The 25,595-nt window shown below is 68.1% G+C and carries 24 protein-coding genes and 1 pseudogene; 14 read left to right on the top strand and 11 right to left on the bottom strand.

The genetic code is table 11. From position 1 onward, the window contains the following. Window positions 1-6 precede the first annotated feature (6 nt). Together EV645_RS27450 and EV645_RS27445 are read left to right on the top strand one after the other, a co-directional pair. On the top strand, window positions 7-348 hold the full coding sequence (locus EV645_RS27450; RefSeq protein WP_130446894.1) for a PadR family transcriptional regulator: 342 nt from the start codon (window positions 7-9) through the stop codon (window positions 346-348). Continuing rightward, window positions 345-905: an HAAS signaling domain-containing protein gene (locus tag EV645_RS27445; protein WP_130446893.1), complete on the top strand. Its 561-nt coding sequence runs from the start codon at window positions 345-347 to the stop codon at window positions 903-905. The genes EV645_RS27450 and EV645_RS27445 overlap by 4 nt, the downstream gene beginning before the upstream one ends. On the opposite strand, the gene EV645_RS27440 is transcribed toward EV645_RS27445, so the two are convergent. From EV645_RS27440 to EV645_RS27430, 3 genes are all read right to left on the bottom strand, one after another. Continuing rightward, the gene (locus tag EV645_RS27440; protein WP_198681883.1) at window positions 893-1,198 is read right to left on the bottom strand and encodes a nucleoside triphosphate pyrophosphohydrolase family protein; all 306 of its coding nucleotides are present in this window, start codon (window positions 1,196-1,198) and stop codon (window positions 893-895) included. The genes EV645_RS27445 and EV645_RS27440 overlap by 13 nt on opposite strands. Before the next feature lie 44 nt (window positions 1,199-1,242). Beyond that, the gene (locus EV645_RS27435; RefSeq protein ID WP_130446892.1) at window positions 1,243-2,112 is read right to left on the bottom strand and encodes a peptidoglycan recognition protein family protein; all 870 of its coding nucleotides are present in this window, start codon (window positions 2,110-2,112) and stop codon (window positions 1,243-1,245) included. A gap of 107 nt (window positions 2,113-2,219) precedes the next feature. Further along, window positions 2,220-3,272, bottom strand: coding sequence for an LLM class flavin-dependent oxidoreductase (locus EV645_RS27430; protein WP_130446891.1), 1,053 nt, complete (start codon window positions 3,270-3,272; stop codon window positions 2,220-2,222). Between the two features lie 55 nt (window positions 3,273-3,327). On the opposite strand from EV645_RS27430, the pseudogene EV645_RS42875 reads away from it, so the two are divergent. The 4 genes and pseudogenes from EV645_RS42875 (at window position 3,328) to EV645_RS27405 (ending at window position 8,074) form a co-directional block, all read left to right on the top strand. Continuing rightward, window positions 3,328-4,533 (top strand): annotated as a pseudogene (locus EV645_RS42875) (DUF2252 domain-containing protein). Between the two features lie 64 nt (window positions 4,534-4,597). After that, on the top strand, window positions 4,598-5,044 hold the full coding sequence (locus tag EV645_RS27415; RefSeq protein ID WP_242000696.1) for a DUF4234 domain-containing protein: 447 nt from the start codon (window positions 4,598-4,600) through the stop codon (window positions 5,042-5,044). A 105-nt stretch (window positions 5,045-5,149) separates the two neighbouring features. After that, window positions 5,150-6,118 carry an aldo/keto reductase gene (locus EV645_RS27410; protein WP_130446888.1) on the top strand — a complete coding sequence of 323 codons (969 nt, stop codon included), beginning with the start codon at window positions 5,150-5,152 and terminating at the stop codon, window positions 6,116-6,118. 78 nt (window positions 6,119-6,196) lie between these two features. Further along, complete coding sequence (locus EV645_RS27405) at window positions 6,197-8,074, top strand: glycoside hydrolase family 76 protein (protein ID WP_130446887.1); 1,878 nt, start codon at window positions 6,197-6,199, stop codon at window positions 8,072-8,074. A 595-nt stretch (window positions 8,075-8,669) separates the two neighbouring features. Here EV645_RS27405 and EV645_RS27400 read toward each other — a convergent pair. After that, on the bottom strand, window positions 8,670-9,683 hold the full coding sequence (locus EV645_RS27400) for an aldo/keto reductase (protein ID WP_130446886.1): 1,014 nt from the start codon (window positions 9,681-9,683) through the stop codon (window positions 8,670-8,672). A 120-nt stretch (window positions 9,684-9,803) separates the two neighbouring features. Between EV645_RS27400 and EV645_RS27395 the strand changes: the two genes are divergently transcribed. Then, window positions 9,804-10,622 (top strand): helix-turn-helix transcriptional regulator, encoded by an 819-nt coding sequence (locus tag EV645_RS27395; RefSeq protein ID WP_130446885.1) that lies wholly within the window; start codon window positions 9,804-9,806, stop codon window positions 10,620-10,622. Here EV645_RS27395 and EV645_RS27390 read toward each other — a convergent pair. Then, a complete protein-coding gene (locus EV645_RS27390) occupies window positions 10,619-11,188 on the bottom strand; it encodes a TetR/AcrR family transcriptional regulator (RefSeq protein ID WP_130446884.1) in 570 nt (189 codons plus the stop codon). The genes EV645_RS27395 and EV645_RS27390 overlap by 4 nt on opposite strands. Window positions 11,189-11,260: 72 nt before the next feature. On the opposite strand from EV645_RS27390, the gene EV645_RS27385 reads away from it, so the two are divergent. Next, a complete protein-coding gene (locus tag EV645_RS27385; protein ID WP_130446883.1) occupies window positions 11,261-12,139 on the top strand; it encodes an aldo/keto reductase in 879 nt (292 codons plus the stop codon). Here EV645_RS27385 and EV645_RS27380 read toward each other — a convergent pair. After that, window positions 12,129-13,823 (bottom strand): sialidase family protein, encoded by a 1,695-nt coding sequence (locus tag EV645_RS27380; RefSeq protein ID WP_198681882.1) that lies wholly within the window; start codon window positions 13,821-13,823, stop codon window positions 12,129-12,131. The genes EV645_RS27385 and EV645_RS27380 overlap by 11 nt on opposite strands. Window positions 13,824-13,953: 130 nt before the next feature. Then, window positions 13,954-15,378 (bottom strand): type I glutamate--ammonia ligase, encoded by a 1,425-nt coding sequence (gene glnA, locus EV645_RS27375; protein WP_130446882.1) that lies wholly within the window; start codon window positions 15,376-15,378, stop codon window positions 13,954-13,956. Between the two features lie 190 nt (window positions 15,379-15,568). Between glnA and EV645_RS27370 the strand changes: the two genes are divergently transcribed. After that, window positions 15,569-16,024, top strand: a complete 456-nt coding sequence (locus EV645_RS27370) for an RDD family protein (protein ID WP_130446881.1) — start codon at window positions 15,569-15,571, stop codon at window positions 16,022-16,024. Window positions 16,025-16,036: 12 nt separating this feature from the next. Here EV645_RS27370 and EV645_RS27365 read toward each other — a convergent pair whose 3' ends face one another. The 3 genes from EV645_RS27365 to lipA all read right to left on the bottom strand — a co-directional run bounded on the left by EV645_RS27365 (window position 16,037) and on the right by lipA (window position 19,067). Further along, a complete protein-coding gene (locus EV645_RS27365; protein ID WP_130446880.1) occupies window positions 16,037-17,329 on the bottom strand; it encodes an SAM-dependent methyltransferase in 1,293 nt (430 codons plus the stop codon). Window positions 17,330-17,430: 101 nt separating this feature from the next. Then, on the bottom strand, window positions 17,431-18,126 hold the full coding sequence (locus tag EV645_RS27360) for a DUF4191 domain-containing protein (RefSeq protein ID WP_130446879.1): 696 nt from the start codon (window positions 18,124-18,126) through the stop codon (window positions 17,431-17,433). A 2-nt stretch (window positions 18,127-18,128) separates the two neighbouring features. Further along, window positions 18,129-19,067: a lipoyl synthase gene (lipA, locus tag EV645_RS27355; protein ID WP_130446878.1), complete on the bottom strand. Its 939-nt coding sequence runs from the start codon at window positions 19,065-19,067 to the stop codon at window positions 18,129-18,131. Between the two features lie 56 nt (window positions 19,068-19,123). Here lipA and EV645_RS27350 point away from each other — a divergent pair, with 56 nt between their 5' ends. From EV645_RS27350 to EV645_RS27330, 5 genes are all read left to right on the top strand, one after another. Beyond that, window positions 19,124-20,431, top strand: coding sequence for a sensor histidine kinase (locus EV645_RS27350; RefSeq protein ID WP_130446877.1), 1,308 nt, complete (start codon window positions 19,124-19,126; stop codon window positions 20,429-20,431). After that, on the top strand, window positions 20,424-21,098 hold the full coding sequence (locus EV645_RS27345) for a response regulator (RefSeq protein ID WP_130446876.1): 675 nt from the start codon (window positions 20,424-20,426) through the stop codon (window positions 21,096-21,098). Before EV645_RS27350 ends, EV645_RS27345 begins: the two co-directional genes overlap by 8 nt. 117 nt (window positions 21,099-21,215) lie before the next feature. Beyond that, entirely contained in the window at window positions 21,216-22,097 is an 882-nt protein-coding gene (locus EV645_RS27340; RefSeq protein ID WP_130446875.1) for an ABC transporter ATP-binding protein, read from the top strand. After that, window positions 22,094-23,260, top strand: a complete 1,167-nt coding sequence (locus tag EV645_RS27335; protein ID WP_130446874.1) for an ABC transporter permease — start codon at window positions 22,094-22,096, stop codon at window positions 23,258-23,260. The genes EV645_RS27340 and EV645_RS27335 overlap by 4 nt, the downstream gene beginning before the upstream one ends. 109 nt (window positions 23,261-23,369) lie before the next feature. Further along, the gene (locus tag EV645_RS27330; protein ID WP_130446873.1) at window positions 23,370-24,335 is read left to right on the top strand and encodes a LysR family transcriptional regulator; all 966 of its coding nucleotides are present in this window, start codon (window positions 23,370-23,372) and stop codon (window positions 24,333-24,335) included. Window positions 24,336-24,338: 3 nt separating this feature from the next. Here EV645_RS27330 and EV645_RS27325 read toward each other — a convergent pair whose 3' ends face one another. After that, window positions 24,339-25,535 carry a ZIP family metal transporter gene (locus EV645_RS27325; protein WP_130446872.1) on the bottom strand — a complete coding sequence of 399 codons (1,197 nt, stop codon included), beginning with the start codon at window positions 25,533-25,535 and terminating at the stop codon, window positions 24,339-24,341. Window positions 25,536-25,595 lie beyond the last annotated feature (60 nt).

The following is a 25,595-nucleotide window of genomic DNA, read 5'->3' as shown; positions in this document are numbered from 1 at the left end:
TCTCGCATGGTAGCCGAGAAGGTCTTCACGCAGCTGCGCCGCGGCACGCTGGAGTTCTGCGTCCTGGCGCTGTTGCAGGGAGAACCTCGTTACGGTTTCGAGTTGGTCAAGGCGCTGAGTGACGTCGACGGAATGGTCACGACCGAGGGCACGATCTACCCACTGCTGGCCCGGCTGCGCCGTGAAGGCCTGGTCGAGACGAGCTGGCAGGAGTCCGGATCGGGCCCGCCGCGGCGGTATTACACCTCGACACCCGAGGGCAGCCAGGCGTTGGCCGCGTTCACCGCGGACTGGCAACGGTTCTGCACCTCGGTCGACAAGATCTTGCAGAGTGGGAGACGGGGATGAACATGGAACTGGACAGCAATCGGCTGGTCGACGCGTACCTGGACGAGCTGGCCGCAGAGGCCGCGGCGCTGCCGGCCGGACGGCGCGACGAGCTGCTCGACGACATGAAGACGCACATCGCCGAGGCGCGCGCGGCAGGCGCCACCTCCGATGACGAGATCCGCGAGGTCCTGCAGCGGCTCGGCCGGCCGAGCGAGATCGTCGCCGCCGCCACCGACGGCCTGGTGCAGGTCGAGGTACCGCCACGGCTGCGTCCGTGGGACTTCGTCGCGGTCGGGCTGCTGCTGGTCGCGCCGTACCTGTTGTCGTTCAGCGTGATCGTGGCCATGGTCGGCTGGGTGATCGGTGTCGGGATGCTCTGGTCGTCGAACCGTTGGACCACGATCTGGAAGCTGATCGGCACCCTGACCTGGCCGCTCGGGTACGCCGTGGCACTGGCGCTGGACATGTTCTTCCAGGCCCCGATCCAGGTCAGCCTGGTGGCCGACTCGTTGGTCGCGATCGGGCTGACCGTCGCCCTCGTACTGAACGCCCGCGCGCCACGTCAGACTTCGTAGACCAGCCACTTGTTCTCGATCTCGGCCGGCAGATCGACGTCGTGCTGCTTCGCGAACAGCAGCAGCTGGCAGAAGACGTCGGCGAACTCCTGGTGGAAGGTGTCGCGGATCTGATCCGGGGTCGAGCCCTTGGAGCGGGCGCGGCCGGTGTGCTGGAGATAGGCCTGGGTGAGCTCGCCGACCTCCTCCTGCAGCTTGAGCAGGAACCAGTCCGGGTCCCGCTCGAAGCCGAGGCGCTCGCCGTACCGCACGGACAACTTCTCCAACCGCTCCGAGAGCGTCTCAAGATCCACCGCAATACCTAAACAGGCCCCACCGACAATCGCGGTGGGGCGTGCTAGGCCGGCTTGTCGCCGTTCGGGGTCGCGTCGACCGTGGGGAACGGGTCCAGGTCGGGGAGGCTTGGTTCGGGGTCGGTGGTGGGGTCGGGGCCGACCGGTTCCTGTGCCGGGTCGCCGTCTACCTGGATGCTCTTGGGTGCGGTGGCCCAGACGGCGGCGGCAGCGCGGGCGGCGTCGGCCGCGTCGGTCTGGCGTTCGTAGTTCTTGATGTCGAGTGCGTACGCCTTCACCACCGCGGTGAGGTCACGGCGCAGCTGCTTGTGCACCCAGAGGGCGTAGGCCTGCGAGCGGGCCTCGATGAAGTTCTTGAGCTCCTGCATCTGGGCGGGGGTCATGTCGTCGTCCTCCGAATTGCCAGGGGTGAATTCGCCGCGGGCGATCGCGGCACGGGCTGGATCGCCGGGGCAGTCTGTCGGCTCCGGACGGACCGCGGAGTGCGGCCGGATCGCCGTACCGCGGGGGTAGAGCCTGCGGAAGTCGGCGATCACCGCGCGGGTGGTCGCCTTCATCGCGGCGGACGGCTGCTCGCCGGTGACCAGCACCAGCAGGATCGCGCCGTACCGTTCGTTCACGTCGTTGTCGCCGTTCGCGCCGGACTGGGTCCGCAGACCGCGCAGCGTCCAGGCCCGCCCGGACTGGTCGACCGCGACCTGGTACGCGATATCGGACCAGCCGCGGCTGTCCATGTGGTAGTCCTGCCACCCGCGCAACGCGGACGCGACCGCCGCCTGGGTGTGGATGACCTTCGTCGACCCGGTGCCCGGCCAGTGGATCACCGCGCCCTCGACCCGGGACACGGTCAGGTTCCCCGGCCCGTCCTTCGGCGGTCGCGCATTCCACGCAGACCGGGGCAGATAGTTGACCATCGATACTCCTCACGTGCCTCACAGCGCCCATACCCATCGCTGGCGCTCGGTAATCAACCGATCACACCCGGCATGCAACGTCAAGCCGTGAGCAGCATCCTTTCAGTTCACTGGCGCAAGAGGGGAAGGACTTGGTCGCCGATGCGGATGGTTTCTTCGTGGTACGGGGTGTCGGAGAGGATGAAGTGGGTGATGCCCAGGTCGCGGTATCTGCGGAGGGACTTGGCGACGTCGTCGGGAGAGCCGACGAGCCAGGTGGTCCCGGCGCCGCCTCCGCCGTACTTGCCGGGGGCGGTGTAGAGGTTGCCGTCGAGGACCTCCCCGCGTTCGGCCAGGTCGAGGAGACGTTGCTGGCCGACGGCCTTGAACCAGCGGCGGTCGCGGTTGCCTTGCGCCTCAGCCATCTTCGCGACCTTCGCCTCGGCGTCGGCCCACGCCTCCTCGGCGGTATCCCGAACCAGCGTCGTGATCCGCAACCCGAACTCCAGCGGCGCATGCTCGCGACCGAGCTCGCTCTCCAAGTCCCGCAGGTGTGAGATCCGCTCGGCGATCCCGTCCAGCGGCTCGCCCCAGAACAGTTGTACGTCGGCATCCGTCGCGGCCACGCGCTGCGCCGCATCCGACGCGCCACCGAAGTACAGCCGCGGATGCAAGCGGCCCTCCCGTACGACGGGCCGTGTCGCGACCGTCGACCCGGTGACCGAGAAGTACTCGCCCGCGAACGTGACATCCTCCTCGGTCCACAATCGCCGTACCAGTTGGAGAAACTCCTTCGTCCGGGCGTAGCGCTGCGGCTGGTCGCCCTCACTGTCGCCGTACGCCGCGAGGTTGTCCTGGCCGGAGACGATGTTGATCAGCGCCCGCCCGCCGCTGAGCTGATCGAGCGTGCTCGCCGCGGACGCGAAGTGCGCCGGATGCCAGTAGCCGGGCCGGATCGCGGCCAGTGGCTGGAACGTCGTCGTACGCGCGGCGAGTGCGGTGGCGACGGTGAACGTGTCCGGCCGGCCCCACCCGGTGCCGAGCAGCGCGCCGGACCAGCCGTGGTCCTCGGTGAGGCGCGCGAGGTCGGTCAAGCGCTCGATGCTGTTGTGTCCCTGGACGGTGTCGTCGCCGCGATGACCCGCGACGACCTGGTTCGGGATGTACCAGAGGAAAGTCATACAAATCAGTTTAAGTTCACTCAATTAGTCGACTTAGGATGTCTTGCTGGTCAAGATGCGCTGCCAGGACGACCCTGGAGAGATGGACGAGCCACTGACTGCGAAGGAACGGGCGGCGCGGGGGAAGGCGGTCCGCAAGGAGGTGCCGCTCGAGGCGCACGCCGAGGTCCGGCTGAGCGACACCCGCGATCCGGTCGGGCTGCTGCTCACCCAGGCCGAGGGGCGCGTGCCGGAGCTGGTGCCGATCCGGCACGGCCGCATGCTCGTCTCGCCGTTCACGTTCTACCGCGGCGCCGCGCTGGTAATGGCGGCCGACCTCGCGGAGACGCCGGCGACCGGGCTGCAGGTGCAGCTGTGCGGAGACGCTCACCTGTCGAACTTCGGAGGGTACGCCTCGCCCGATCGGCGGCTCGTGTTCGACGTGAACGACTTCGACGAGACGCTGCCCGGATCGTTCGAGTGGGACGTGAAGCGGCTCGCGGCGAGCTTCGTGGTGGCGGGGCAGGACAACGGGTTCCATCCGAAGAAGTGCCGCAGGATCGTGCTGAGCGTCGTCCGCGCGTATCGCGAGACGATGCACGAGTTCGCCCGCCGGCCGATTCTTGCCGTCTGGTACGCGCGGCTGGATGTCGAGGATGTGGCCAAGCGGTTCAAGGCCACACTGCCGTCGGGTCAGCGGAAGAGTCTGAAGGCGGCCCGCGGACAGGTCGCGAAGGCGTACACCCGCGACAGCATGCAGGCGATCGGCAAGCTCACCACCACCGTCGACGGCCACCGGCGGATCGTCTCGAACCCGCCGCTGGTCATCCCGGTGAACGACATGGTCGGCACCGGCATCGACGGCGCCGAGGTGCTCGCCAGGCTGTAGGAGCTGATGACCGGTTACCGCGGCACTCTCGAGCAGGACCGCCGGCATCTCCTGAACCATTTCCGGCTTGCCGACATCGCGCACAAGGTCGTCGGCGTCGGCAGCGTCGGCACCCGCGCGTGGATCATGCTGCTGGAGTCCACGATTGCCGACGAGGCGTTGGTCCTCCAGGCGAAGCAGGCGGGCCCGTCGGCGTTGTCGTCGTACGCCGGATCGTCCGAGCAGCTGAACCAAGGCGAGCGGGTGGTCGTCGGCCAGCGGATGATGCAGGCCACCAGCGACATCTTCCTCGGCTGGCTGCGTGCCGACGCCCACCTTCGCCAAGGCCGTCGCCGACGGGCGCGTCGAAGCCCGCACCGGAGTTTGATCAGGTCCCGTTGTAACGCATCGTGACGAGAACCCGATGTAGCGGCCGACAGGGTCGCGCTCTGTGACCCGATCGTAGGGGGGAACACTCGTGGGACAGCAGATCGTCCTGCCGAGCCGAGCGGGTACGCCGGTCGCGCAGGGAATGCAGATGAAGCTGCGGCACCCGGTCGGTGTCTGGCTCGGACTGCCGTTGATCACGCTCGGGATCTATCACCTGGTCTGGTACTACAAGATCCACAAGGAGCTCGCGCACTTCGACCGCCGGCGCGTGGTTCCGGTGGCCGGCCCGATGCTGGTCCTGCTCTTCCTGAGCTGGACCTTGATCGCGCCGATGATCTCGTACTTCCGCACCGGCAAGCGGATCGCTGAGGCTCAGCGGGCCGCCGGTCTGCCGGTCACGTGCAGTGCCGGTATCGGGCTGCTGCTGATGTTCGTGCTCGGTCTGGGGACGCTGTACTACCAGCTCGAGCTCAACAAGGTGGTCAACTCGTACGGCGATGCCCCGGTGGGTGCGCCGCTCTCGTTGTACGTCTGACTCATCGCTGCGACTTGTCGGGGTCATGAGGAACACCTGTTGGACTGCAGGGCGGGAGCGTGATCTGGTGGCTGGAAACGTTCCCGTTCTAGGTCGGAGGGTGTTATGGCGCAGGCAGCGCAGCGTTCGTTGGGTGCAGGGGGAACGGCGGTCAGTGCGCTGGGCATGGGGTGTTGGGCGATCGGGGGACCGCATGCCCGGCAGGGGAGTCCGGTCGGTTGGGGTGTGATCGACGACGGCGAGTCGAAGCGGGCGTTGCGGCGCGCGTACGAGCTGGGGGTGACGTTCTTCGACACCGCCGACGTGTACGGCTGCGGGCACAGCGAGAAGCTGATCGCGGACGCGCTCGGGGACGTCCGGGACGACATCGTGATCGCCTCCAAGGCCGGTTACACCTACGTCGAGGAGACCCGCGAGGCGCCAGGTGAGAACGGCGACCCGGACTACATCCGCGGGGCCTGCGACGAGTCGCTCCGGCGCCTCAAGACGGACCGGATCGACCTGTACCAGTTCCACCTCGGCGGATACGACCTCGCCAAGGCGGACGACGTACTCGCGGTCTTCGAGGAACTGGTTGCCGCGGGCAAGGTCCGTGCGATCGGGTGGAGCACGGACGATCCGGAGCGGGCCGCGCTGTTCGCGAAAAGCCCGCACTGCAAGGCGATCCAGCAGCACTTCAACGTGTTCGGCGGGAACGCCGACGTACTCGCGCTGTGCGAGGACAAGGGGCTCGCGAGCATCGTGCGAGGTCCGCTCGGGATGGGCTTGCTGACGGGGAAGTTCGACCAGGACAGCAGCCTGCCCGAGGACGACGTACGGCACGGCTGGAACTTCCGGACCGGCGACCAGGCCGAGTCGTTGCGCCGCCTCGACGCGATCCGCGACGTACTCACGTCCGACGGCCGGACGCTCGCGCAGGGTGCGCTCGGCTGGCTGTGGGCGCGCAGCGAGGCGTTCGTCCCGATCCCCGGGTTCAAGACGGTCGCGCAGGTCGAGGAGAACGCCGGCGCGCTCCAGCACGGTCCGCTGGCCCCGGCGCAACTGGATGAGATTGCCACGATCCTGGGCCATTGACATCGTTGTCTGGTGCGACGACGATGTCTCCTCGGAAGCTCGGTGAAACGTTTCCAAGCCGCTCGAGGAGATCCGCCCATGGTCTTGCCCCGTCGTACCTTCCGTCTGCTCGTGGCCGGGGCGGTGACACTGGCGATCGGGCTTGTGTCGCCGCCGGCCGGAGCCACTCCGCCGCACGCCGACGGCCCGACCGCCACCGCGCGGGCCCGGGTCGCGGCCGACGAACTGATGAGCTCCTACGAGCCGAACAAGGCGTGGTTCCCCTCCAGCTGGTGGAACTCCGCGGTCGCGTTGCAGACCATCGGCGACTACATGCAACGCACCGGCGACCGCCGCTACCTGGCGCAGCTGGACAACACGTTCGAGAAGGACAAGGGCAAGTTCCCGGCCGGGTACCTGTCCGGTGACGAGCTGCTGGGCAACTTCACCAGTCGCGCGATCGACGACTCCGAGTGGTGGGGTCTGACCTGGATCCAGGCGTACGACCTGACGAAGAACCGCAAGTACCTCGACATGGCGGTCAAGATCGCGGAGTACGTCGAGGGGTACTGGGACCCGAGTTCGTGCGGCGGCGGAGTCTGGTGGAACGGCGAACGCACGTACAAGAACGCGGTCACCAACGGCCTCTGGATCCGGCTCACCGCGGAGCTGCACAACCGCATGCCGCACGACAAGCGCTGGCTCGGTCGCGCCCAGGAGGGCTGGAACTGGTTCACCGCGAGCGGCATGATCAACTCCGCCGGCCTGGTCAACGACGGCCTGAAGGACGACTGTACGAGCAACGGCGACACGGTCTGGAGCTACAACCAGGGCCTCGCGATCGGCGCCGGCCTCGAGCTCTACCGAGCCACCCATGACGCCAAGATCCTCCCGACCGTACGGCGGCTGGCGGACGCGGCGATCGCTCCGGGCGGCCTCGTCACCGACGGCGTCCTCACGGAGTACTGCGATGCGCCGGGCCGCACGTGTGACGACAACGGCAAGCAGTTCAAGGGCATCTTCATGCGCTACTGGACGGACCTCGCCGACACCACGCACGACCCGCGCTATACGGCTTTCGTCGCGCAGCAGGCGGCCACGGTCTGGGACAACGACCGCGACGCGTCCGACCGGCTGGGGGAGCGGTGGTCCGGCGCCGAGCCGAACGTCTTCGACTGGCGTACACAGGCCAGTGCGCTGAGCGCCCTGATCGCCGCCGTACCCACCGTGCCGCCGACGCGATCGTTGTCAGCGACAACCAATCCGGCGTTGCCCGTGGTGATGCCCGCGACCGGCAGCGCGACCCACGTGAAGGTCCAGGTCGACGTCCAGGCAACCGGCCAGGCTCCGCTCCAGGTCGTCGTGCGACCGGCCGCTCCTTCCGGGTGGACGGTGACGCCGGCGAAGACGACCGTGACGCTTCGCCCGCACGGCAACGCTTCGCCTGTGCATGCGTCGGTCCCTCTCGACGTCACGATCCCGGCCGGCACCGCGGACGGCCCCCACTCGGTCACCGCGACCGCGGCGTCCGGATCGCTGTCGTTCAGCACGCGGTCGGACATCCTGGTCGCACACAACGTCGACTTCGACACCGGTACGGCGGCCGAGACTCCGTGGCTGTTCGACGCGGACGGTTCGCAGAGCAACGGCGTACAGAACCGGTTCGCCGACGGGCACTCGTACTTCGTCTATCGCTTCCCGTTCCCGGCCGACACCACCAGCGCGTCCGCGACGTTGACGATCGACAACGAGTTCGTCGTACAGGTCAGCGGCGACGGGCAGACCTGGACCACGGTCGCCACCGAGACCAACCAGGAGCACGACGGGAACAACAAGGCAGCCCGCACGTTCGACCTCACGCCGTACCTCGGCGCCGCCGCCGGATCGAGCAGGGCCGGGTACGTGCGCGTGTCGGACTCCTTCCCCGACGACGGCTGGGGCGGCCGCGTCTACCACGTGACTGCGACGTACAACTAAGAGAACTATTCAGAAGTCCTGGACGGGTCCACAAGATCAGCCGGCGGGTTGATCTTCGAGGAAGAGCTTAAGAGAAAGACAAGGAAAGAAGAGATTTGGAGTGGTGGCTGGCTTCGGCGATCGGCTCGAGGTTTGTCTACACAACCGGCCGCCGGCATAGTTCGAGGCGGCTGGGCCGCCACCACTCAGCAACTCACGGCACGGGGCCCGGAAGAGGGGTGCGCACACCTGAGGCCACCGGGCTGCCTTCGCTCGGTGAGTGGCTCACGTCCGGACCGCACCCAGGTCACGAACTCCAGCCGCCGTATCAGGCCGGCGGTTCCGGCCTGCTTTGCGGAAGGAACTTTGCACCCAGCGGCAACTATGTTCCGGAAAGTCGGTCCACGGGACCCTCGCCCCGACCTACGAGCTCGGTGATCCCGTCGCGACCGAGCCGGAGTACAGCGTGATACCGCATCGACCCACCTGCAGGACGCTTCGTTCCGTCGTAACCCCGGCCTTTCTTCGACGCCCGGGGCCAAGCCACGTTCTGACCTGCGATCAGGGAAAGACAAGAGAAAAGGGAAACTTCTGAATAGTCCTCTGAGACGTACGACTAAGCAGCGGCGCGATCGGTGATCGATCGGCGGCGCAACGATGCGTCGAGGATGGCCGGTGTGTCGTAGTCCATGTCGAGCCGGCCGACATCGGTGCCCGGCGGAACGATCTTGTCGATCTGGTCGAGGATGGCGTCATCAAGTGTGACGTCCATCCCGGCCAGGGCGTCGTCGAGATGCTCCATGGTCCGCGGGCCGATGATCGCCGATGTGACGCCCGGATGCGCGATCGCGAATGCCATCGCCAGATGGGTCAGCTTGAGCCCGGCCGCGTCGGCGACCGGAATCAGCTGCTCCACGACGTCGAGCCGCCGCGCGTCGCTCATGTGCTTGAAGATCGCCGTACGCCGGAGATCCGCGGGCGCCCGCCCGGTCAGCTGCCCCTGAGCGAGCGGGCTCCAGACCAGCGCGCCCATCCCGTACTTCTGCACCATCGGCAGCACCTCGCGCTCGATCCCGCGATTGAGGATCGAGTACGGCGGTTGCTCGGTCCGGAACCGCTCCAGACCGCGACGCTCGGCAACCCACTGCGCCTCGACGATCTCGCTCGCCGGCGTCGCCGACGAACCGGCCGCGCGGACCTTCCCGCTCCGGATCAGATCGGTCAAGGCGGACAGGGTCTCCTCGAGATCGGTGTCCGGATCGGGCCGGTGCATCTGGAACACGTCGATGTAGTCGGTCTGCAGGCGACGCAGCGAGTCCTCGACCGCGGTGATGATCCAGCGTCGCGAGTTGCCCCGCTGGTTCGGGTCGTCGCCCATCGGCAGGTGCGATTTGGTCGCGAGTACGACGTGCTCGCGGCGGCCCTTGAGCGCAGCGCCGACGATCTCCTCGGACTCGCCGTGGGAGTAGAAGTCCGCGGTGTCGACGAAGTTGATCCCGGCGTCGAGTGCCTTGTCTATCATCCGGAGCGACAGGTCGCGGTCGTTGTTGCCGACGGCACCGAACATCATCGCGCCGAGGGCGTACGGGCTGACCTTGATACCGGTCCGGCCGAGCGTGCGGTAGTGCATGGGTTTCCTCCTTGGGTTCTCCTCCACCCTCTGCCGGCCGAGGGCGGCGGAGAAGGCCCACTTCATCCACGGACAGGTTGTCCCTGGATAGGCTTTGGGCCGTCGCGGATGATGGACGGTGTGATCGATCGTGACGGCCTGGCCGACTTCCTCCGCCGGCGCCGGGAGGTGCTGCACCCGGCCGACGTAGGACTTCCCGACGGCGCCCGACGCCGTACGCCGGGACTGCGCCGCGAGGAGGTCGCTCAACTCGCCGGCATGTCCACTGACTACTACTCGCGGCTGGAGCAGTCCCGCGGCGCGAACCCGTCCGAACCGATCATCGCCGGCCTTGCCCGCGCCCTCCGCTGCGACCTGAACGAGCGCGACCACCTGTACCACCTGGCCGGCCTCACGCCGCCACTACGCCGAGCCGGCCGCCACATCCCGCCCGGCCTGCTCGCGCTGGTGACCCGCCTCACCGACGTTCCGGTCGTGATCTGCACGGACCTCGACGAGGTGCTCTGGCAGAACGCGCTCGCCGATGTCGTTGTCGGTCCCAGCGTGGGGCGAAACCTGACCTGGCTCTGGTTCACCGACCCGGCGATCCGCAAGATCTTCCCCGCGGAAGACTGGGACGCCCATTCGGCCTTCCACGTCGCCGACCTGCGCGCGACGTACTCCCGTCGGATGGGCGACCGCGACGTCACCGAGCTGGTCGACGCCCTGACCGCTGACAGCGAGGAGTTCCGCACGCTGTGGTCCCGCCATGACGTCGCCGTCCACCTGCCACGCAAACGCTTCGTGAGCACCGAGGTCGGCGACCTGGACCTGACCTGCGAGACCCTGCTCACCCCGGCCGCAGACCTTCGCGTGCGCGCCTTCCTCCCCATCGAGGGCACCGACGCCCGGGAGAAGCTGGATCTCCTCGGCGTGATCGGCACGCAGAGCTTCGCCTAGCGGGGTCGGAGACCGTCCAGGAGCAGATCGAGCAGGCGCTCGGCCTGCTCGCGCTGCTGTTCGGGAGCCGCAGTGATCACAGCCCCGGCCATCGCCGCAACAACGTCATCGGCCGGTACGCCGGAGCGCAGCGTGCCCGCGGCCACGCCGGCCTCGAGGAAATGGCCGATGGCCCCGGCGAGCCGGGACCGGGTGTCCGACTGCGTGACCGCGCCCGAGGCCACGATGGCGCGGAGGCTGACTCCCATCGCACGCTTGGAGTCGACGAAGTCGAGGTAGCGGTGCATCCAGGCCAGCAACGCCTCGTCGGCGGGTCCGGCGGTCGCCAGCTCGGGCGCGGCGTCGCAGAGCCGACCGAGTTCCTGGTGGTAGACCGCCGTGAGGAGCGCCTCCCGGGTCGGGAAGTGCCGGTACAGCGTCGCCACACCGACCCTTGCCCGCGCCGCAACCCGGTCGAGCGAGAGGTGCACAGGTTCGCCCGCGCGGGCGGCCACGGCAAGTTCGGCCAGCTCGTCCCCGGCCGCCGCGACCACCTGCTCACGCTTCCGCGCCGCGTCAGCCCGCATAAATGGAGAAACCTCCAGTTAGTGTTACGGTAATTGGAGAAACCTCCACTTACTCTACCTGGGGACACCGCTATGACCTGTCAACGCCCCGGCGGCGCCATCACGCTCGGACCGTACGAGATCGCCCGGATCGGGTACGGCGCGATGCAGCTCGAGAAGCTCGACACGACAGCGGCGGGCGCCGTCCTGCGGCGCGCCGTCGAACTCGGCGTCAACCACCTCGACACCGCCTCGTTCTACGGCCACACGACGGTCAACCAACACATCCGGGCCGCCCTGCACCCGTACACCGATGACCTCGTCATCGTCAGCAAGGTCGGCGCTCGGCGGGTCGACGCGCCGGTGCCTCTGACCCTGGCCCAGCACCCGTCGCAGCTACGCGAGCAGGTTCAACTCGACCTCACGTCCCTCGGTCTCGACCAGGTCCCGGTGGTCAACCTCCGCCGCGCCGACCAAGGCCCAGGGCTGATCGCCGAAGGCGACCAGCGCGTCCCGCTCGACGACCAGCTCGCCGAACTGATTGCCCTACGCAACGAAGGCCTCATCGGCGCGATCGGCCTCAGCAACATCAGCACCGAGCAGCTCAAGCAGGCCCTCCCGGCCGGCATCGTCTGCGTCCAGAACGCCTACAGCCTGATCGACCGCTCCGCCGAGGAACAACTGCAGCTCTGCGCGACGAACGGCGTCGCCTGGATCCCGTACTTCCCGCTCGGCTCCGCCTTCGACCAGATCCCGTCACCCGCCGAGCACCCCGTCGTTCTGCGGACTGCCGCGCGGCTCGACGCCACGCCCGCCGCGGTCTGCCTGGCCTGGATCCTGGCGCACGCCGGCAACACCGCCCTGATCCCCGGCACCCGCAGTATCGCCCACCTCGAGGACAACCTGCGCACGGCCGAGGTCGAGCTCGACGGGGACGCCCTCGCCGAGCTCGACGCTGTCGTCAGTGCCTGAGCTGGATGCTCTGGGTGTACGCGTCCTGGTTGGGCGTGTTCACCCCGGGCCGGCCGCGGAAGTCGGTCCAGCACGGGTGGATCCGGAGGTCATTGCCGATGGCAACCGCTGAGTAGTCGCCGATGAACACCCCCTGCACCTCGGTGCCGTCCGGGTCGACGGCGAGGAACTGGACCTGCGGGTTCTGCGAGGCAGTAGTGATCCGCTGGGTGGCGGCCCGGCTGAGCGACTGGGTGCCGGAAGCGGCCCAGTACGCGTAGTCGAGGTTGATCCCGTTGCGGTCGTAATGCCTCGTGTACGACGCGATCGCGACCTTGCCGTCGCGCGCGGCGACCGCGCTGAAGAACTCGTCCTGCGGCGTACCGATGACCAAAGGCCGGGACCAGCTCTTGCCGTTACCGGACGAGGACACGACGTTGTCACCGTTGGTCTTGACCGATGCGCCGGTGGCCGCGTTGTACAGACCGTTGCGGTCGTCGGACCACACCACGGTCAGCTTCTCGTTCAGCCGGTCGTAGGCGAGTTGCGGATAGCTGTTGAGCCGGAAGTTCTCGCCGGTCAGCGTGTCCGGGAAGTCGTAGTTCGTGTCGACGATCGCGTGCCGGAACGTGCGTCCGTGGTCGGTCGAGGTCGCCACCACCGTGGCGTCACGGTCGCCCGCGGCGTCACACGCTGCGGTCGCGCAGACCGAGGCCTCGTAAGCGACGTACAGCCGCCCGTCGTTGCCGACCTGCGGGTTCGAGCCTTGGTCGAACGGCGTGATGCCGCCGTGGAACCCGTCCAGCGACGGCGGGATCCGCACCGGTGCCCCGAAGTGCGCACCGAAGTCGACGCTGGCCGACAGCATGATCGGCGACTCGAGGTAGTTGTCGTCGGTGTCGTAGGTGAACTTGGTCCAGCTCACGTACACCCTGCCGTTCGACGGATCAGCGGCCATCCACGGCTTGTCGTTGAAGATATGCGTCACGGCCGGCGTGCCGTCAGAGTTCACGCCGTCCATCGCGACGACATGGGGACCGCCCCAGTGCAGCCCGCCGTCGTGCGACACGTTGACGACGATCGCGGTCGCGTCCTGCCCACCGAGCGGAGCCGACCGACTGAACACGATGCTGGCGAAGTAGACGGTGTTGTTCGGCCCGAACGCGACGACCGGGTCGCCGGATCCGTCGAACCAGCTGAAGGCGCCGGTGCCGCCCGCGGCGATGGTCAGCCCTGGAATCACCACGTTCGTCCAGGTCCGGCCGCCGTTGAACGACGTGTACGCGAAGCTCGAACTGTCGTTGCGGTTCTCCCGGGCGTTGAACAGCCGGTAGTCGTTCGCGCCGGCGACGATGTTGTTCGGATTGCGCGGGTTGACCGCGATCGTGGTCTCGTTCTGCGCGGAACTGCACCCGGCTTGCGAGCCCACCGTGACCACGGTGTCGCCGACGATCTGGTCGACGTTCGGCGCGGGGTTCCCGTACGGGTTCGGATGGCCGAGATACGACTGGCACAGCGCCGACTGCGCCGGGTCATCCGTACCTTCCTGTTCCTCCTCGGCCAGCGCTTCCTTCAGCAACGGATTGTGTACGGCGGTGTTGCCCGGCGCGGCGCTGGCCGGCGTGCCCAGTGTCACCAGGGCGAGCGACCCGATCAGGCCGATCACTCCGAGGACCGCGGACCGGCGCATGATTGACGGCCTCACTTGTTCCCCCTTCCCAGCCCCCGAGGGATATCAAGCGCATTGTGCGCCTCGCCCCGAAGCCGGTCCAGAGCACGAGAAAGCCCCACCCGAATTCGCCGGATGGGGCTTTCTCAGTTACGTCTCAGGCAACTCAGACGTCGTAGTACAGCTCGAACTCGTGCGGGTGGGGGCGGAGCTGGATCGGGGCGATTTCCTGCTCGCGCTTGAGGTCGATCCAGGTCTCGATCAGGTCGGACGTGAAGACGTCGCCCTCGAGGAGGAAGGCATGGTCGGCCTCGAGGGAGTCGATCACGGCCGGCAGCGAGGTCGGGACCTGCGGGATGCCCGCGTGCTCCTCCGGGGGCAGCTCGTACAGGTCCTTGTCGACCGGGTCGGCCGGCTCGATCTTGTTGCGGATGCCGTCCAGGCCGGCCAGCAGCTGGGCCGAGAAGGCCAGGTACGGGTTCGCCGACGGGTCGGGGCAGCGGAACTCGATCCGCTTCGCCTTCGGGTTCGATCCGGTGATCGGGATCCGGATGCAGGCCGAGCGGTTGCGCTGCGAGTAGACCAGGTTGACCGGCGCCTCGAAGCCCGGCACCAGGCGGTGGTACGAGTTCACGGTCGGGTTGGTGAAGGCCAGCAGCGACGGGGCGTGCTTGAGCAGACCGCCGATGTACCAGCGGGCGATGTCGGACAGGCCGCCGTACCCGGACTCGTCGTAGAAGAGTGCGTCACCGTTGGAGAACAGCGACTGGTGGACGTGCATACCCGAGCCGTTGTCGCCGAAGATCGGCTTCGGCATGAAGGTCGCGGTCTTGCCGGCCGCCCACGCGGTGTTCTTGACGATGTACTTGAACTTCATCAGGTTGTCCGCGGTCTTCAGCAGCTCGTCGAAGCGGAAGTTGATCTCCGCCTGACCCGCGGTGCCGACCTCGTGGTGGGCCCGCTCGACGACCAGACCGGCCTTCTCCAGAGCCAGCGTGATGTCGTCGCGCAGCTCGCCGAAGTGGTCGGTCGGCGCGACCGGGAAGTAGCCGCCCTTGTAGCGGACCTTGTAGCCGCGGTTGCCGCCGTCCTCGACCCGGCCGGTGTTCCAGGCGCCGGCGACCGAGTCGATCGAGTAGTGTGCCGCGTTCGACTTGGTCTCGAACCGGACGTCGTCGAAGACGTAGAACTCGGCCTCGGGCGCGAAGAACGCGGTGTCCGCGATCCCGGTCGACTTCAGGTACTCCTGCGCCTTCCGCGCGATGTTGCGCGGGTCACGCGAGTAGGCCTCGCCGGTCAGCGGGTCGTGCACGAAGAAGTTGATGGCCAGCGTCTTCGCCCCGCGGAACGTGTCGAGGAAGGCCGTGGTGGGGTCGGGCAGCAGCTTCATGTCCGATTCGTGGATCTGCTGGAACCCGCGCACCGACGAACCGTCGAACATCAGGCCCTCTTCGAAGACCTCGGGCCCGAACGACGACACCGGGACGGTGAAGTGCTGCATGATGCCCGGCAGGTCGGAGAACCGGACATCGATGATCTCGATGCCCTCGTCCTTGACGTAGGCGAGCAGCTCCTCAGCGCTGGAAAACATACGTACTCCTAGGGTGGCTCAGAGATTGCATCTGAACGTAGGGCCCGCCGGTTTCTCCGTCGTGACCCTGATGTTTCGCGGATGTTACGCCCAGCGTGTCCGCGCTGACCCACTGGTGTACGGCGATTACGCCCTGAGATCTTACGGTCCGCCTGAAGCGGCCCATGGGCTGTTCCGTAGGCTAGTCATCATGGCATCGTCGGCGCGGCCGGGCACAGGACCCACCGAAGAATTCCGTTTTCCGGGGAGCCGGCTGGGTCTGCCCGAGGAGGGCGCGGGCTCAGTGGCGGGCTGGGGCCGCCGTCTGCTGGCCCTGCTGGTGGACTGGCTCATCGCCGGGCTGATCGCGTCGGTCGTGGTCGGTAAGCCGATGTGGGGAGGCGGCAACGACTACAACACGTCACACCTGGCGATCTTCTTCCTGGTGACCGCGATCCTCACCGGCCTGGCCGGCGGCACAATCGGTCACCGGCTCTTCGGGCTGCGCGTCCTCAACCTGAAGAACAAGGAGGTCCCGCAGGTCGGGCTGCTCGGGGGAGTGATCAGGTCGTTCCTGATCTGCCTGCTGATCCCGGCGGTGATCTTCGACCGTGACCACCGCGGCCTGCACGATCTCGCCGCGAAGACGGTCGTCGTACGGCGCTGAACCGGGGACAAGTCAGCGGCGCGTGAGCCGCAGTTGTACGTCGTCGAGGTAACCGGTGCGGAAGCCGGCCTCGGAGTACGCGAGGTAGAACTCCCACATCCGCCCGAACGTGTCGTCGAAGCCGAGCGCGGAGATCTCCGGCCAGCGCTCGATGAAGCGGTTCCGCCAGACTCGCAGCGTGCGTGCGTAGTCCGCGCCCAGGTGCCGTACGACGTCCGCGCGCAGCCCGGTGTGCTGTGCGGTGACGTCCTCGATCACCTTGATCGACGGGATCAGGCCGCCCGGGAAGATGTACTTCTGCACCCAGGTGAACGTGTTCCGGGTCGCGAGCATCCGCTCGTGCGGCATCACGATCGCCTGTACGACGCCGACGCCGCCCGGCGCGAGCCGCCGCTCGATCGCCTCGAAGTACACGGGCCAGTACTTCTCGCCGACCGCCTCGATCATCTCCACGCTCAGTACGGCGTCGAACTCGCCGATCTGGTCGCGGTAGTCCCGCAACGCGACCTGCACCCGGTCGCCGACGCCCGCATCCGCGATCTTGCGCTGCGCCAGCAACGCCTGCTGCGAAGCGATCGTGATCGCCGTCACCCACGCGCCCCGCTGGGCCGCCCGGATCGCGAGACTCGCCCAGCCGCACCCGATGTCGAGCACGCGCGACCCGGACTGAATCCCGGCCGCATCGAGGATCGAGTCGAGCTTGCGCAACTGGGCGGCGGTCAGCTCGTCGTACGACGCCGTGGCCAGGTCGCTGTGAGCAGTGTCACCGAAGTACGCCGCAGAGTAGGTCAAGGTCGGATCGAGGAACTCGCTGAACATCGCGTTGCTCAGGTCGTAGTGGCGGCTGATGTTCTCGCGCGCGCCGGCCCGGTCGTTCTCCTGGTCACCCGGCTGGGAGCGGGTGACGAGCCAGCGCAGCGACTGCGCCCACTTCGGCAGCAGGTGCCGGGTCTCGTCGTTGCTGAACCGCTCCGCGAACGGGACCAGCAGGTCGGCCAGGTCGGTGCCGGGCTCAGGGTCCCAGTCGCCGGCCAGGAACGCCTCGCCGAACCCGGACCCGGCGTCGTGCCCGAGCCGGTCCAGGAACGGCAACGTCCGGTGCACCCGCATCGCGGGCCCGCCGAGACCGTACGAGCGGTTGCTGTCGAGGTGGATCGTGGCGGGAAGATCCTTGGCGATCAGCTTGATCGCCGTCGCCGCGCCGTACCTCCGGACCGGATTCGAGCGTGGCCGCGCCAACGTCGGCCACGTCTCGGCCACCGGTTGGTGCACACGTCGGCGCACTGGCGGCATCAGATCCGTCATGTCAGCTGTTCCCCTGTAATCCGTCCTGGTCGCACCCTAAGGGCTCCCAGCCTCCCCACGGCGCATGTCTGAACAGATCAACTGTCGAGCATGCCGCTTGGTTACCGTCCCCGCATCGCCTGGCGGGCGCCCTTCAGGCTGCTCGGCACCGGCCCCTTCGGCATCGGCACCTGCGGGCGAACCGCGTCGAGCGCCTTCAGCCGCTGCAGCAGATCGGTGATCTCCGACGGCTGCATCACCGCCGGCAGCTTCATGACGTACTTGGTCAGCTTGCGGATGTCGATCTCGCCCTCGCCCTGACCGGCGATGACCTGCGTCACCGGCGCGCCGCCGGCGACCCGGTTGTGCTTCTTGGCCTCGGCCGTCAGCAGGTTCTTCACCCGGCTCGCCTGACCCTCGCCGACCAGGACGATGCCCGGCCGCCCGACCACGCGGTGGACGATGTCGGCGTTCTTGGTGACCGCGATCGCGGGCGTCACGTTCCAGCCGCGGCGCAGCGTCTGCAGCGCGGACGCGGCCGCACCGGCCTGCCCCTCGATCTGGCTGTACGCCGCCTTCTCGACCTTGCGGCCGAACACCAGCGTCGCGGCCAGGAAGCCGAGCGCGACACCGAGCGGGATCCAGATCAGCAGCGGGCCGACCAGGAAACCGCCGAGCACGGCCAGCCCGACGATGCCGAGGAAGATCCCGGCGAGCACCAGCCCGACCGTCGGGTCGGACTTCTGGGTCAGCTTGTACGCCGAGACGATCTGCTTGAGCCGGCTGGTCTTCTCTTCGGGCGCGTCGTTCTTGGCCATGTCTACCTGTCCTGGTTCTTCATACGTGACTCAACGGCCTGACGGTACAGCCGACCGGCCCGGTACGACGAACGCACAAGCGGCCCGGACATGACTCCGGCGAAACCGATCTCCTGCGCCTCGGCGTCCAGCTCGACGAACTCCTCGGGCTTGACCCAGCGCTCGACCGGGTGGTGCCGCACCGAGGGACGCAGGTACTGCGTGATCGTGATGATCTCGCAGCCCGCCGCGTGCAGGTCCTTCAGTGCCTGGCTGACCTCGTCGCGGGTCTCGCCCATGCCGAGGATCAGGTTCGACTTGGTGACCAGGCCGTAGTCGCGGGCCTGGGTGATGACGTCCAGCGAGCGCTCGTAGCGGAAGCCGGGCCGGATCCGGCGGAAGATCCGCGGCACGGTCTCGACGTTGTGCGCGAACACCTCGGGCCGGGAGGAGAACACCTCGGCCAGCTGCTCGGGTACGGCGTTGAAGTCCGGCGCGAGCATCTCGACACCGGTGCCCGGGTTGAGCTCGTGGATCTGGCGGATCGTCTCGGCGTACAGCCAGGCGCCGCCGTCGTCCAGGTCGTCGCGGGCGACGCCGGTCACGGTCGCGTAGCGCAGGCCCATGGTCCGGACCGACTCGGCCACGCGGCGCGGCTCGTCGCGGTCCAGCTCCTCGGGCTTGCCGGTGTCGATCTGGCAGAAGTCACAGCGCCGCGTGCACTGGTCACCGCCGATGAGGAAGGTCGCCTCGCGGTCCTCCCAGCACTCGAAGATGTTCGGGCAGCCGGCTTCCTGGCACACCGTGTGCAGTCCCTCGGATTTCACGAGCTTCTGCAGCGCCTGGTACTCCGGGCCCATCTTGGCGCGGGTCTTGATCCACTCGGGTTTGCGCTCGATCGGGGTCTCCGCGTTGCGCACCTCGAGCCTGAGCAGTTTCCGTCCTTCTGGGGCGATGGTCACGCCCCTAAGAGTACGCGGCGGCCGACAGGCGTCATCAGGCCCTAGGCTGATGAGCTATGTCCCCGAGTACATGGACCCGGCCCGCGCCGACGGCTCGCGAGCAGCGGTACGACGTACTCCTGGGGCTCGGGATGGCCCTGGCGTCCCTGCTCGGCACCGAGCTCGCCCGCGGCGGCTCGCCGACGCACGTCAACCTCGGTATCGGCGGCGTCGAGCCGTACGTGCTGAGCGCGGCGATCGCCATGCCGATGTGCTTCCGGCGGCGGTGGCCGATCCCGGTGCTGCTGGTGGTCGCGGTGCTGTTCGTGGTGAACGGCGAGCGGGCGCTGTTCGCGTTCGGCGGCAACCTCGTCACCCAGGCGACGATGTTCATGGCGGTGTACGCCGCGGTGGCTTGGTCCCGCGACCGGCGGCTGATGAAGGCCGCGGTGGCGGTCGTGTTCCTGGTGATGTTCGGCTGGCTGACGCTCAACTTCGTCAAGGCGCTGCAGAACAACGCGATCGAAGGGCCGAACCACGCGCTGTTCTCGCCGTACGTCTCGAACGTGGTCCTGGCCGTCGCGTTGAACGTCCTCTATTTCTTCGGCGCGTACTTCTGGGGCCGTACGGCGTGGGGGACCGCCCGGCAGCGCGCCGAGCTGGAGCAGCAGGCGACCGAGCTGGCCGCGCAGCAGGAGGCGAACTCGCGGCGTGCGGTGATCGACGAGCGGCTGCGGATCTCCCGGGAGCTGCACGACGTCGTCGCGCACCACATCAGCAGCATCGGCGTCCAGGCCGGGGGAGCCCGGCGGGTGATGGACGCCGACCCGGACGCCGCGAAGAACGCGCTGAACGTGATCGAGGAGTCCAGCCGGAGCGCCGTGAACGAGATGCGGCAGCTGCTCGGCATGCTCCGCGCGGCGGATCCCGACATCGACGTCACGGCGCCGGACCCGAAGGCGCCGCAGGCAGGCGCCGACAGGCTGCCCGCGCTGATCTCGGAGGTGAACGGCCAGGGTCTCGAGGTCGGTTTCCACCAGATCGGTGCACCGGCCGAGCTGCCGAAGACCGTGTCCGTGTCGGTGTACCGGATCGCCCAGGAGGCGCTCGCGAACGTCCGGAAGCATTCGACGGCGCGCAGTGCGCATCTCACGCTGCGTTATCTCGGTGACACAGTCGAGCTCGAAGTGCTCGACGACGGCCGCCCCAAGCACGCGCCGGTCGGCAGCCGGCTCGGCCATGTCGGGATCCGGGAACGCGTCGGCCTGCTCGGCGGTGAGAGCGAGATCGGCCCCCGGCCCGTGGGAGGATTCCGGGTCCGGGTCCGCATCCCGCTGGATCACCCGATGCTGGACCAACCGGTGGCTGGAGGGCTCGATGACTGACGACCCGATGCGGGTCCTGCTGGTGGATGACCAGGATCTGGTCCGCGCCGGGTTCCGGATGATCCTGTCGGTCGAGTCGGATATCGAGGTCGTCGGTGAGGCGTCCGACGGCGAGAAGGCGATCGAGCTGGCGCTGGCGCTGCGGCCCGACGTCGTACTGATGGATGTCCAGATGCCCGGTATGGACGGCATCACCGCGACCCAGCGGATCGTCTCGGAGGACGCCGGGAAGGTGGTCATCCTCACGACCTTCGACCGCGACGACTACCTCTTCGAGTCGCTCGGAGCCGGTGCGAGCGGCTTCCTGCTGAAGAACACCGCGCCCGAGGATTTGGTGGAGGCGATCCAGATCGTCCACTCGGGTCACGCGCTGCTAGCGCCCGAGGTGACCCGACGGGTCATCAAGCGGTTCACCGGCGGCGGCGAGCGCGTGTATCGCCCGGACCTCCTCGCCGAGCTCACCGAGCGCGAGCGCGAGGTCCTCGGCCTGATCGCCCGCGGCCTCACCAACACCGAGATCGCCACCCAGCTCTTCGTCGGCGAGGCCACCGTCAAGACCCACGTCTCCCGCGTCCTTCTCAAGCTCGGCCTGCGCGACCGCGTCCAGGCCGTCGTCTTCGCCTACGAGTGCGGTCTGGTCACCCCCGGGGATGACACCTCCGCCTAGCGGGTGACGTGCGCGATCACCCTCGCGGGCGACGTACCGGGAGGCATGTCCTCACTAGGTTTGTCAGTGTCGGGTGCACGCCCGACCGGGGGCTGACCTGAACGGGAACGGTGACACATGCTGAGGGTGGCTGGGCTCACCCGGCGGTTCGGTGATCATCTGGCGCTGGACGACGTGACCTTTGACGTCGTACCTGGACGGATGACCGGATTCGTCGGGGCCAACGGTGCCGGTAAGACGACGACGATGCGGATCATCCTCGGCGTCCTGGCCGCGAACGCCGGCGAGGTGCGCTGGAACGGCGAGCTGCTGACCCAGGAGGTACGGCGCGACGTCGGGTACATGCCCGAAGAGCGCGGGCTGTACCCGAAGATGAAGATCCGCGACCAGCTGGTGTTCTTCGGCCGGCTGCACGGGCTCTCGCCGGACCGCGCCTTGGAACGGACCGACAAGCTGCTCGAACGGCTCGGGCTCGCTGAGCGGGCGACCGACGCGCTCGAGACGCTGTCGCTGGGCAACCAGCAGCGGGTACAGATCGCGGCCGCGCTGGTGCACGAACCGATCGCGCTGGTGCTCGACGAGCCGTTCAGCGGCCTCGACCCGCTCGCGGTCGACGCGATGGTGGACCTGCTCCGCGAGGAGGTCACGGCCGAGGTGCCGGTGCTGTTCTCGAGTCATCAGCTCGACCTGGTCGAGCGGCTGTGCGACGACCTCGTCGTACTGTCCCGCGGCAAGGTGGTCGCCGCCGGTTCGGTCGCGGATCTGTCGGCCGGCTCGTCGACGACGTACCGGCTCGTGGTGGACGGCGACGCGGGCTGGCTGCGCGACGTCCGGGGCATCGAAGTACGCGATGTGGCCGGTGGTACGGCGCTGTTCGACGTACTGGACGGGGCTGTCGAGCAGAAGATCCTTCAAGAGGCGCTCAGCCGCGGACCGGTCCGGCAGTTCGGGCCGGAGCGGGTGGCGCTCAGCGACGTCTTCCGGGAGGCGACCCGATGAACGTGTTGGACAGGCCGTGGGCGCTGATCGCCGAGCGCGAGATCAGCACCAAGCTCCGGGACAAGACCTTCATCGGCTCGACCCTGGTGATGCTGTTCATCGTGATGGTCGCGGTGATCCTGCCGGCGATCCTCGCGGGCAAGGGCGGGGCGGACAAGATCGCGGTGATCGACGACGGGGGCGCCAAAGTCGTCCAGCAAGCATCGACGACAGCGGGCGGCGACGGCTATGAACTGGTCCGCGCCAGCGACCGACCGGCCGCGGAAAAGCTCGTCTCCGATGGAGATGCAAAAGCAGCCCTGCTACCGGCGGCCGGTGGCTACACCGTCGTCGGGAAGGACCACGTCGACTCGGGCATCGAGAGCGCGCTGCGCGAGGCGGCTGCGACCGTCGGCATGGAGACGAACGCCTCCAAGGCGGGCCTGACTCCGGCGCAGCTGCACTCCGGTACGAAGGTCGACGTACAGCTGCTGAAACCCGGTCCCTTGCCGGACCTCGTCTCGCAGTTCGTCAACATCGGGCTCGCGCTGGTGTTCTACATGACCGCGCTCGGGTTCGGCATGATGATCGCGCAGAGCGTCGTACAGGAGAAGGAGAGCCGGGTCGTCGAGATCCTGGCCGCGGCGGTGCCGATCCGGTCGCTGCTGTGGGGCAAGGTGCTCGGCAACACCGTCCTGGCGCTGTCGCAGATCGTGGTGATCGCGGCCGCGTCGCTGATCGGGCTGCTGGCCACTGATCAGGCCGACATCCTCGAGGTGGTCGCGCCGGTGGCCGGGTGGTTCGTCGTGTTCTTCGTCCTCGGATTCGTGGCGCTGGCCGGGCTGTGGGCGGTCGCGGGTTCGCTGGCCACGCGGCAGGAGGACCTCGGGTCGACCACGCTGCCGGGGCAGATGATCCTGATGATCCCGTTCTTCTTCTCGGTCTTCGCGGGGTCGTCGGCCAAGACGGTGGCGTCGTTCGTCCCGATCGCGTCGTCGATGTCGATGCCGGGCCGGATGCTGACCGAGGACGTGCCGATCTGGCAGCCGCTGGTCGCGATCGCGCTGCTGCTCGGCGCGACCGTGCTGATCGTCCGGCTGGGCGCGCGCCTGTACGAGCGGACGTTGCTGCAGACGGGCCGCCGGCTCGGTTACCGCGAGGCCCTTGCCCTCGAAACTTCGTAGCACATCGTTACAGCCAGGCCCGGCGTTACAGCTCCGGGCCTGGCTGTGACGAAACCGCAATGTAGGGTACCTGTGTGCTGTGCCTACACCTGGACTACGGTCACAACGCATGAACGTCGAGCTGCGCCACCTGCGGGTGGTGGTCCTGGTGGCAGAAGCGGGGTCCGTCGGACGGGCCGCCCGCTGGCTCAAGGTCAGCCAACCGAGCCTGACCGCGCAGCTGAAGCGGATCGAGGCCGCGTTCGGCGGGGAGCTGTTCGAGCGCTCCCGCACCGGGGTCACGCCCACGCCTCTTGGCCGGTACGCCGTGGATCGCGCGCGAGCCATCCTGGTCGACGTCGACCACCTGTCCGCGACGGTGTCCGCGATGACGGCGGTCGAGTCGTCCGCAGTACGGCTCGGTGGATTCCCGACCGCGCCGATGTCCGGGATCGCGTCCCGGCTTCGCTCGCACGGGGAGATCGAGCAGGTCAGCATCGAGGTCGAGTGGTCCACCAGCGTGCTGTTGCAGCAGCTGGAGAGCGGGCGGCTGGATTTTGCGCTGCTCCGTGAGTTCCCGGGGTTCGAGCTGCGGCTGCCTTCCGGTGTCGAATCCACCACGGTCGTCGAGTCGGAGTCGGCGTACGTCGCTCTCTCGGCCGATCACCCGGTCGCGGAGTCGACCCGGACACGCGGCGAGGTCGAGCTGGCGTTGTTGTCGGACGAGGAATGGATCGGGGAGCCGCCGGACGACAGCGGGTTCCACGTGCTGTTCCGCGCGGCGTGCGAGGCGGCCGGATTCCAGCCGAAGGTCGAGCACCACTCGGTGGACACCTCGGTCCTGATGGGCTTCGTGACGAGCGGTCAGGGCGTGGCGCTGATCTCGCCCACGTCGTACCGGATGTTGTCGTCGGACGTCACGACGCGCACGCTGGTGGGCGATCCGATCCACCGGAAGCTGGTGCTCGCGTGGAGCACGGAGTCACCGCGCGCCCAGATGGCCGGCGACGTCCTCGGCATGGCCAGCGCCGCCTACGACGAGGCAATCACCGAACACGCCCGCCGAGGCGCCCACCAGCGCATGCATGTCGCCTGAGCACTAGGCGGGCTTGACCACCGGGTTCTCGAACGCCAGGTGAAACTCCCCGGTGTCCTCGGGGTCCTCCATCCGCTCCCGGTACTGCGACCCCACCTGCTCCTTAGGAGCCACGCGCTTCTCCGCCTGGGGCTCCGGCTTCGGCTGCTCGACCTGGGCCGGCGACTTGGGCTGCTCGACCGGCTTGGCATCCTTGGCCTCCGGCGCGCTCGCCTCCGCTGGCTTGGGCTGCGCGACCGGAACCGGCTGAGTCTCCTCGACAGGCATCGCCTGCGTCTCCTCGACCGGCTCGGCGTCCTTGGCCTCCGGCGCGCTCTCCTCGGCAGGCTTGATCTCCGCGGAGGGAGTCGTCTCTTCGGGCTTGGGCTCCGGCGTCTCGACCTCATCCGACTCGGACTGCGAGACCGGCATCGCCTGAGTCTCCTCCGCTACGGGCCCTTCCTGCGCAGGAGCTTCCTGCTCTTCAACCTGCGCCTCGGCGGTGGCTGACTCGTCTTCCTGCACCGGGGCGGCGGCGACGGTCTCGTCACCGACGTAGTTGCCCCGAGCATCAGCCTCCGGGAACTGCCGCGTCTGCTCGAACTCAGCACCGACCGGGAACTGCCGCGTCTGCTCGTCCGCCTGGTTCCGCGGCCGCACCGGCTCCGGCTCGTCGAACAGATCGTCGTACCGCGTGTGGCTCTCGTACGCGACCGGCTCGGCATAGGTGCTCCCGGCAACCGGGTACACCGCCGCGACATCCGCCTCCTGCTGCGCCTGTGCCGCCTCCTGCTCGCGCTGCAGCCGCTCGTCCTCGGCCCGCTCGCGCCGACGCCGCTGCACACTGCGAACAATCAGCTGGATCGCGTACACCAGCGAGATCACCGCGAGGATCGGTACGACGCCGTTCAGCGTGTACTGCTTCGACCCGTCGATCATCCCGTTGGTGACGCCGGGGACGTCGTTCAGGAAGTTCGTGGTCCGGTTCGGGATCCAGAGCCAGCAGTAGATCATCGTGCCGAAGGCGAGGAACGCCCCGAGCGCGCCGGCGCCGGAGAAGTACGACACCACGGCCCAGAAGACCAGCGCGCCGATGCCGAAGGCAAGCGCCAGCTCCTTCGCATTCAGCTCGATACCACCCGGGGCCGCGAGTACTCCGAAAACGGCCGGTCCGGCCAGAGCAACGGCTACGCCGAGCAAGAACCCAAGAAATTTGGCCACAACCCCAAGGTAGCGACGATCAGCCGTCACGCCGTGCAGACACTTCGGTACGCCACACCA

It is taken from the genome of Kribbella rubisoli, from assembly GCF_004217145.1.
GTDB lineage: Bacteria > Actinomycetota > Actinomycetes > Propionibacteriales > Kribbellaceae > Kribbella > Kribbella rubisoli.
This window is presented reverse-complemented; position numbering and strand designations above follow the sequence as displayed.